At 64.6% G+C, this 8325-nt stretch carries 8 protein-coding genes and 1 pseudogene; 2 read left to right on the plus strand and 7 right to left on the minus strand.

Annotation, left to right across the window (positions count from 1 at the left end):
* Both I0Q12_RS31925 and I0Q12_RS31930 read right to left on the minus strand, forming a co-directional pair.
* Positions 1–213 (minus strand): annotated as a pseudogene (locus I0Q12_RS31925) (MFS transporter); the annotation flags it as partial.
* A gap of 435 nt (positions 214–648) precedes the next feature.
* Positions 649–999, minus strand: coding sequence for a hypothetical protein (locus tag I0Q12_RS31930; RefSeq protein ID WP_231609969.1), 351 nt, complete (start codon positions 997–999; stop codon positions 649–651).
* 60 nt (positions 1000–1059) lie between these two features.
* Here I0Q12_RS31930 and I0Q12_RS04185 point away from each other — a divergent pair, with 60 nt between their 5' ends.
* Together I0Q12_RS04185 and I0Q12_RS34605 are read left to right on the plus strand one after the other, a co-directional pair.
* On the plus strand, positions 1060–1830 hold the full coding sequence (locus I0Q12_RS04185) for a LuxR C-terminal-related transcriptional regulator (protein ID WP_231609970.1): 771 nt from the start codon (positions 1060–1062) through the stop codon (positions 1828–1830).
* Positions 1827–2960: a LuxR C-terminal-related transcriptional regulator gene (locus I0Q12_RS34605; protein WP_197250727.1), complete on the plus strand. Its 1134-nt coding sequence runs from the start codon at positions 1827–1829 to the stop codon at positions 2958–2960. Before I0Q12_RS04185 ends, I0Q12_RS34605 begins: the two co-directional genes overlap by 4 nt.
* A gap of 51 nt (positions 2961–3011) precedes the next feature.
* Here I0Q12_RS34605 and I0Q12_RS04195 read toward each other — a convergent pair whose 3' ends face one another.
* The 5 genes from I0Q12_RS04195 to I0Q12_RS04215 form a co-directional block, all read right to left on the minus strand.
* Positions 3012–4679, minus strand: a complete 1668-nt coding sequence (locus I0Q12_RS04195) for an AMP-binding protein (RefSeq protein ID WP_197250728.1) — start codon at positions 4677–4679, stop codon at positions 3012–3014.
* Positions 4680–4863: 184 nt separating this feature from the next.
* Entirely contained in the window at positions 4864–5661 is a 798-nt protein-coding gene (locus I0Q12_RS04200) for an SDR family NAD(P)-dependent oxidoreductase (protein ID WP_197250729.1), read from the minus strand.
* A gap of 26 nt (positions 5662–5687) precedes the next feature.
* Entirely contained in the window at positions 5688–6842 is a 1155-nt protein-coding gene (locus I0Q12_RS04205) for an acyl-CoA dehydrogenase family protein (RefSeq protein WP_197250730.1), read from the minus strand.
* A 204-nt stretch (positions 6843–7046) separates the two neighbouring features.
* Entirely contained in the window at positions 7047–7574 is a 528-nt protein-coding gene (locus tag I0Q12_RS04210; RefSeq protein ID WP_197250731.1) for a MarR family winged helix-turn-helix transcriptional regulator, read from the minus strand.
* 105 nt (positions 7575–7679) lie between these two features.
* Positions 7680–8325, minus strand: a 646-nt coding sequence (locus I0Q12_RS04215; RefSeq protein ID WP_231609971.1) for a zinc-binding dehydrogenase, incomplete at its 5' end; no start/stop codon positions are given.

Consider the following 8325-nt stretch of genomic DNA (forward strand, 5'->3'; position numbering starts at 1 on the left):
GACACCGACCATCACCGTCTCGATGGAGAGACCGTTGGCGATGATGCTGCGGTCCCAGCCGAACTCCTCGGTCATGGGCTTGCCGAGGATGTTGAACAGGACGTTGACCGTGCTGGTGCCGAACAGCAGTGTGAGAAAGCCGGTGGCGACATACCACCAGCGGTTCAGGTGCCGTGTGGGCGCCTGCAACCCAGTCGTGCCGACTGTGCTCATGGAAGCTCCTGTCGATTGCTTTCGATGGTTGGCGGCGATGCCACCAGCGGGCCCCGCGGGAAGTGGTCCCCGTCACACATGCCACCATATGGACTGGCCAATGTAAAGGACAGTCCAAAATGCTCTGTCCGATTGGAATAGGGCTTCGTGTGGCGTGAGCGAGGTGGCGAGGTCCGGCTGTCGGCGCGGAAAGGGTCTCCGGCCCGGGGTCGCCGACCGGCGCGGCATCGGACTCCGGCGACGGTTCGCATCATCTCTGTGAGGCATATCTGCTTGCTGCCCGGACGGTAGAGAACACTGCGCGGGCGCAGCGAGAGCGCCCGGTCTCCGGGCTGTCGATTCCTCCACTCGTGGGGCGCTGCCTGCGGTGCCCCCTCATCGGTCATACCATTGGACTGGGTACTCCGGGCTGGCTATACTTCCGAGTGACTTCAGTCACAAGAAGGAGTCGGCGGCATGGACGAGAAAGGTCGAGGGTGCAGGGTGACGGTGAGCCGGACGACTTCGACGCATCTCCTCCAGCGAGCCACCGAATGCCTCGGCACGGCAGGCAAACTGCTGGGCGACCAACCCTGCGACCCGCGCCCTTCTGCCCTGGCGGCGTCGTTGGCCACGGCGCGGCGCAGGCTCGCCGATGCGCTGACCGAGGGACGGATAGCCGGAGCGGACATCGAGGACGCATGTCGAATCCTCGTCGACATCGAACACCTGGAAGAGCAGTTCGCCAAGGAAGAGGCCGTCCGTCGGGTTGCGGAGCTGGGCGCGGTCCACGACGTCGCCGTCCAACTCCGGGAGCTTCCGCCGCGCGAGATCATCGAGTCGGCACCGAGCATCGTCTGCACCAAGTTGGCGTTCACGCGCTCGTTGATCTCCGCCGTGTCGGGCTCCCGCTGGCAGCCGCGTCGCCTCTATCTACGGCCTGAACTCGACGGCTCCCCACTCGACTTCTCCGATTACATCGCCTCCACCGAACTGTCGCTGGCGGAGGCGCCCCTGGAAACCGAGCTGGTACGCCGCCGGGTTCCGGCGCTGGTTGCCGCCCCTGCCGACGATCGGCGCACCCACAGGGAGTTGGTCAGTGCATCCCGGACGTCGGCATACGTCGCTGCACCGGTGATGTCCGGGGGAAAAGTCATCGGGCTGCTCCATGCCGATCGTCCCGGGTCGAGCGATGCGCTCGACCCGAGTGATCGAGATCGATTGGACACCTTCGCAACCGTTCTGGCGATCATCTACGAGCAGGCCGTTCTGAAGCAACGGCTCCAACTGCAACGTGCACGGATCGAGAAGTCGTTCGACGAAACTCAGGACATGCTCGATCGGATCTCGAAGGCCGACGCGATTCTCTCCCGTCGTGCCGAGGTAACGGCGGACGGCGCCGTTGGCAAGCCCGACGACCGCCAGATGGTCGAACCGAACTCGGTGCTGACCTTTCGGGAACGCGAGATCCTCTCGTATCTCGCGACAGGAGCTACGAACAGCCAGATCGCCCAAGCGCTGGTCATTTCCGAGGGAACCGTGAAGTCGCACGTGAAGGCAGTACTCAAGAAATTGCACGTACCGACGCGCGCTGCCGCGGCTGCCCTCTACTCGAGCCAGGCTCGACGACAGCGATGAGACAGAAATCGCAGGGGCAGACAACCTCCCGGGCGGTGGCCGAACGCGGATTGCCACAGGCTGTGATCGACCTCCTCGACCGGCTGGGGAACGACTACGGTATCGATCTGCGGCTCTACAAGGCTCGGCCGGATTTTCCCGGCACCTGTGTAGCGCTGCTCGATGCAGCCACCGAATCTGCGTTCGCTGCGCTCACAGCACTCGGCCCCGAGCGGCGGCGGTCACTCGGTCGTCTCATTGCTGATCTCCAGGAATTGCGGTGGCGAATCCGCACGCAGTATTCCGAACCGGCACATGAATTCTCGCCCGACGAGTTTGCCGGAGCGATGCGTCGTCTTCGCGGAGCCGAGTCGGTCGCCGGTCTCCGCAAGCTCATCTGCCGGGAGCTGGCACACATTGCCCACCTCGACCGAATACTGTTGTCCGAAGTACACAACGGAACGTGGACGGTGCTGGAACTGTACAGCGAGGAAAGGGCAGAGCAGACAGTTTTCTCGCCGCACGCCCTGCCCCTCACTTCCGGCTCCGCCGAGGACCGGGCATGCGAGACAGGGGCAGCGGTGCTCGTCGGATCGGACACCGACATCGGGCCGACCGACGAGGCTGTGCAGATGCTCGCATCGAGCGCGTATGTGGTGGCTCCGATCACCGTGTCGGCCGGGGTGATCGGGCTCGTGCACGGAAGTCGTGTCGCCGGTGAGCCATTGGACGCAGTGGACAGAGAGGTGATCGACGCATTCGCGCGGACTTCCGGAACGCTGTTCGAACGGGTGATGCTCGCTGATCGTCTCAGCGAACAGAAGGCTCTGATAATCCAACGATTGCAGCAGGAGGCGAGGGAAGTCGAGCGTCTCGGGTATGCCGATGTGCATTTCGTCGACGAGAACTCCACCCGGTGGGCCGCCCTGCCGACCGGAAACACCCACGAGGTCCCGGATGCGCCGGCGATCGACTGCCTGACTGCTCGTGAACGCGAGGTCTTCGCATTGGTTGTTCGGGGTGCGTCCAACGCCGAAATCGCCGAGGAACTGGTGATCAGCATCTTCACGGTGAAGACACACGTCAAGAAGATTCTTCGAAAACTGGGCGCGGCGAATCGGTCCGAAGCCATCTACCGGTACCCGCGGTAGGCAGCCGACCGGTCTCTGTCGGCATGTGCCTCCGCGGGCGGCGGCAGCCGATCAGGCGTCGGCAGCCAATTCGGCTGCCTGCTTGCGGAGGAGGAATTTCTGGATCTTTCCGGTCGCGGTGGTGGGGAGTTGATCCACGACCACCAGCTTCTCCGGGATCTTCTGCATCATGGCCTTACGTTCGTTTCGGAGGAAGTCGGCCACCTCCTCCAGGGTCGGTGCATCGCCGTCGACGACAACGAAGGCGCACACCTTCTCGCCGAGTCGGGCGTCCGGCATCGCCACCGCCGCTGCTGCGACGATCCGCGGATGTGCCAAGAGGTGCTCCTCCACCTCCCGCGCGGAAATGTTCATGCCTCCCCGGATGATGAGGTCCTTGATGCGCCCCGTGACCCGCAGAAAGCCCTCCGCGTCGACGCGGCCGAGATCACCGGACGCGAGGAACCCTCGGTGGTCGATCGACGCGGCGGTGCGCTCGGGATCGCGCCAGTATCCGAGGAAGATACCCGGTCCACCGTAGAAGATCTGGCCTTCCTCGCCGGCCGGCAGCACGGTACCCGCGTCGTCGCGGATTTCGAGATCGACACCCTCGAAGGCCCGCCCGTCGGAGGAGAGCACTTTCTCGACGGGGTCGTCGACACGCACGGCGGTCACCAACAGTCCCTCGCTACTGCCGTATACCGGAAGGAGGGTGCAGTCAGGGAGCGCTGTCTTCCAATCCCGCAGTAGGGTTTCCGGGATCGGGGCGCCTGCGCTCACCCAGAGTCGCATCGAGCTCAGGTCGTGAGCCGCGCCTGCTTCGATCGCCCCGAGTGCCATCTGGAGGAACGGTGTCGCGGCCATGCTGACCGTTGTCCTGTACTCGGCGATGCGTCGAAGTCCCTCGTGGGGTTCCCACACGTCGAGTAGGTGAATTCCGCTCCCGAGGATCAACGGTGTCGCCACGCCCACGGCGAGTCCGGTTGCATGCGTGACCGGGGAGGGCATGAAGACGATATCGTCGGGGCCCAGGCCCATCACCTCGCGACCGAGACCGTAGACGGTGAAGGACAGGGTGTTGAACGTGTGCTGGCAGCCCTTCGGGCGTGATTCCGTGCCCGAGGTGTAGATGATCGCGTGAGCGGCATCCGCCGGCGGCGGCGATCCGAGTTCGTCGGGGCCGGGCACATGGTTTCCGGCGATCAGTGATTCGAATGCGAGCTCATCGGCACGTGCAGATCCACGTACGACGACGACGTGCTCGAGCCCGGGCAGCTCGCCACGGATCTCCGCCAGCATGTCGGCATAGCGGAACTTGCGAAACTCTTCCGTGACGAAGGAGACCTTGGCTCCGGAGTGCTGGAGGACGTAGCGCACCTCGTCGTGCCGGTAGACCGGCATCGTGGGCACCACAACAGCGCCGATCCGGGCTGCGGCCACATAGATGACGACGAATTCGTTCCAGTTCGGCAGCTGCACCTGAACCCGGTCGCCGGGGGCGACGCCGAGTTTCCTCAGTGACGCCGCCAGCCGATATGCCTGTGCGCGAAGTTCGCCGCGGGTGAGCGTGCTGTAGCCGTCGGTGACGGCGACGAAATCCGGGTCTGTCTCCGTCCATCGGTCGACGTGTTCGGTCAGGCTCTCGTCACGCCAGTAACCGTTCGATCGGAACGCGTGCAGCGTGTTCGCGCTGTAGCGGTCCTCGGGAAGGATTGCCCGTGTGTGCTCCACGACGTCCATGTGCGGATCCTTGCTTTAGGGTGCCCTGTTCGTGGGCGGAAGTGGACGGAAGTTGTTGGTCGAACCATGTTCTCGAGCGGAATGGGGGAAATGAACTGTTCGGAAGCGATCTCAGCCTCGAGGGTGAAGGAATTGCCTCGATGGGATGAGGCGTCTGGATGGGTGTGTCCCCCGGGGGTAGTTCTCAGGCTGCGGAAATTCCTCCGTTGACGCTGATCGCCTGTCCGGTGAGCCGTCGTGCGGCGGGGGAGGCGAGGAAGACTGCGAGTGCGGCCAGGTCTTCGGATTCGGGGACGCCGAGGTGGGCTTGCTGGGCGGCCTTGGCAAACAGTTTGGCGCTGAATCCGTCGGATGTGATTCGCTCGGTCGAACCGGTGCCGGCGACGAGCGACGGGGTCAGAACATTGACTCGGATCCCGTTGCGCTTGGCTTCGATGGCCAGGGTCCGGCTGAACATGACGATCGCCGCCTTGGCCGCTCCGATGACCGCTTCGCCGGGGGTGGCGGTCTTCGCGGCATCCGAGGCGACGTTGATGATCACCCCGGTCTTCCGTGCTGTCATGTGCGGGACGATCTCGCTCGCGAGGTACATGCACGGCAGTGCGAGTTGGTTGAAGATGCGTGCGATGTCGTCGGTGGGGATGTTCGCGAAGAGTTCCGGCCGGGTGTCTGCGGCCGTCGTCGAGACCAGGATGTCGACACCGTCGAGGATCCGTTCGGCTTCGGCCGCGATGTGTGTGGCGCCCTCGACGGTGGTCGCGTCGGCGGACAGGAATGTTACCTCGCACGACGAGTTGGCAGACGAAATGCGCTCTCGGGCAGCAGATCCGCGTTCCGATCCGCGGCCGACGATCATGATGCGCGGTACGCCGGCCTGAGCGAGGCCTACCGCGGTCGCCAGGCCGATTCCGGCCGTGCCTCCCACCACCAGTGCGCTGCTGTCCTTCAGTTCCTTCGGTGCTGCAGTGCCATGTGTGTTCATTCGTGTTATTCCGTTCGAGGTTCGGGTCAGAGGGATACCGTGCCGTGGGCGAAGATGTCCTTGGCGATGATGCGCTTCTGGATCTCGGCGGTGCCATCGGCGACGAGATAGGCGGTGACGTCGCGGTATCTCTGCTGCAGAGGTGATTCGGTCGAGTAGCCGAGATTTCCGTGTACCCGCATCGCGAACTCGATCGCGTTCTTGGCCACGACAGGTGGCCACCACTTGCTCATCGACGCGAGGGCGGTGTGTGGTTGAGCGGTTTCCCTGAGCCACAGCGCCCGATAACAGATCCAGCGGGCACCCTCGAGATAAGTGGCGTGCTCGGCGAATTGGAATGCGAGGCCTTGGTGCTCGGACAGTGGTTGTCCGAAGGTTTCCCGCTGCTGGGCGTATTCGGCGGCCTCCTCGAGGCTCTGCTTCGCGGCTCCGAGGCACATCAGCCCCAGGGCGGCACGGCTGAAGTCGAAGTGTTCCATCACCGAGTGGAAGCCTTTGCCGAGTTCCCCGACGAGATGTGATTCGGGGACGAAGACATCGGAGAGGTGGATGCTTCCCCAACCCAGCGGGAGGCAACCCATGCCGGGCATGTGGCTGACGGTGACTCCGTCCGCGTCGAGCGGGACGACGAAGCAGCTGACGCCTCGTGCCCGCTCCGATCCGGGTTCGCGGGCGTAGACGAGTGCCGCGGTGGCGTTCATCGCCCATGAGATCGCGGTCTTCTCCCCGTTCAGGCGCCACCCGCCCTCCACGGCGGTGGCGGTGGTGCGAAGGGCGCTCGCGTCGGATCCCGAGCCTGGCTCGGTCAGGGCGATGGCGACGGTTTGTTCACCGCGAATCAGCGGCGGAAGGTAGCGGTCCTGGACCTCGTCCCGGCAGAGCGCCAGTTGGGAGGCGACCAGGCCGATCTGTACGGGAGCCGACGCCATGTTCACGTCGCCGTACGCGAGAGTCTCGGTGGCGATTCCGAGCAGAATGGGATCTTCGGTGCCGGTTCCGCCGTATTGCTCGGGTAGTCCGATGCCCAGCAGGCCGATGTCGCCGAGTTTCTGCAGGATGTCGAAGGGGAATTCCGTCGACGCTGCGCGGTCGCGGTAGCCGGGCAGGAGAACGCGGTCGCTGAACGCTGCCAGCGTCTTTCGGAACTCTTCGTGCTCGTCGGTGAATGCGAAGGAAACCATCGGAGTGTGCTCCTGTGCGGGGACTCGACTGGGGTGATCGCGGCGAGGGAAGCGCTGACGCGCAATGGAACCCGGGGTCGACCCGTGCCCTGCCGGAAAGAATTCTAGGTTTGAATAGTAGGGCGACAAAGTGTTTCTGGCAAGAGGTGTGGGATGCACAGGAGTGCGGCATTCGGCTGCTGCGGCCGCGCGAATTTCAGCCGGTCAGTGGCCGGTCTCGATGTCGCCGACGGCGCGGCGGACGAGTTGCAGATGTGCGATCAAGGTTTCGAGAGTCTGTGTGTCGACCGACGCGAGACCGAACCGGGCTCCGGCGAGGCGATCGTTCGCTTCCTCGACCACGTCCAGGCCCGCCGGGGTGAGAGTGGCGAGGACGGTCCGGCGATCTGTCGGATGGGCATGGCGTTCGACGAAACCGGCCTTCACGAGCTGGTCGACCGCCATCGACACCGTGGTCGGATGGACCATCAGGTACTTGCTCAGCTTTCCCAGTGTGCGGGTTCGCTCCTCGGACAGCTGCAGCGACGTCAGGATGAGATAGGCATTGCGCGACAATCGAAGTGAGCGCAGCTCCCCGTCCATGGCGCGGACGATCCACTGATGCGTGCGAAACAGGGCCATGGTGGTGGCGAATTCCAGTTCGGCCGAATCCCGTCGTTCCGTCCACTCGGCGCGCATCCAGTCGATCACGTCGCGACTGTCGTCGGCGGGCGTCGAGTGCTCACTCGCCACTGTGCATCCTCTCGTCGCCGCCGAACCGCGTCTCTCGCATCGATAGCCGACGTGCCGGATCGATGATAGCCGGACGCGTGTCGGCTGCCGGTGGCCGAACGGCTCTCAGCTGTGTGAGAGCACGATCTTCCCGAACCCGCTTCCCTGTTCGAGGTACTTGTGTGCGGCGGCCGCTTCGGCGAGAGGAAACACAGCACTGATCGGCAGGGGGGGAACGGTTTCGGTGTCCAGCAGCCGGAGAAGACCCTCGAAGTCGTGGGGGCTGCCCATCGTGGTCCCGATCAATTCGTACTGTCCGAAGTAGAACGGGCGAATATCGAGGGTGGTGCGTTCGCTGCGTGACGCGCCCAGCACGACCAGTCGACCGCCCGGCCGCAATGCCGTAACGGACTGTTCCCATGTCCCGACGGAATCCAGGACGAGATCGAAGCCCTGGCCGTGGGGTGAGAGTCGGCGAGCGGCGTCCGGCCAATGAGGATCGGTGTACAACACGCCGTTCGCCGCGCCGAGTTCTCGAGCCTGCTCGATCTTGGACGTCGACGACGAGGTTACTGTGACACGCGCGCCGACGGCGGCCGCAAGCATCACGGCCATGGTCGCGACGCCGCCGCCTGCGCCGAGGACCAGGAGGTTTTCGCCGGCGCGGAGGCGGCCGCGTGTGAACAGGGCGCGGTAGGTGGTGAGTCCGACGAGGGGAAGTGCCGCGGCCTGCTCCCAGGTGAGGCCGCGGGGCTTGGGTGCGACGCAGTCC

The organism is Rhodococcus sp. CX, from assembly GCF_015865005.1.
Taxonomy (GTDB): domain Bacteria; phylum Actinomycetota; class Actinomycetes; order Mycobacteriales; family Mycobacteriaceae; genus Rhodococcus.

Coding starts and splice junctions, on each gene's coding strand:
- I0Q12_RS34605 (WP_197250727.1), top strand. CDS start 1,827: ATGAGACAGAAATCGCAGGGGCAGACAACCTCCCGGGCGGTGGCCGAA.
- I0Q12_RS04195 (WP_197250728.1), bottom strand. CDS start 4,679: ATGGACGTCGTGGAGCACACACGGGCAATCCTTCCCGAGGACCGCTAC.
- I0Q12_RS04200 (WP_197250729.1), bottom strand. CDS start 5,661: ATGAACACACATGGCACTGCAGCACCGAAGGAACTGAAGGACAGCAGC.
- I0Q12_RS04205 (WP_197250730.1), bottom strand. CDS start 6,842: ATGGTTTCCTTCGCATTCACCGACGAGCACGAAGAGTTCCGAAAGACG.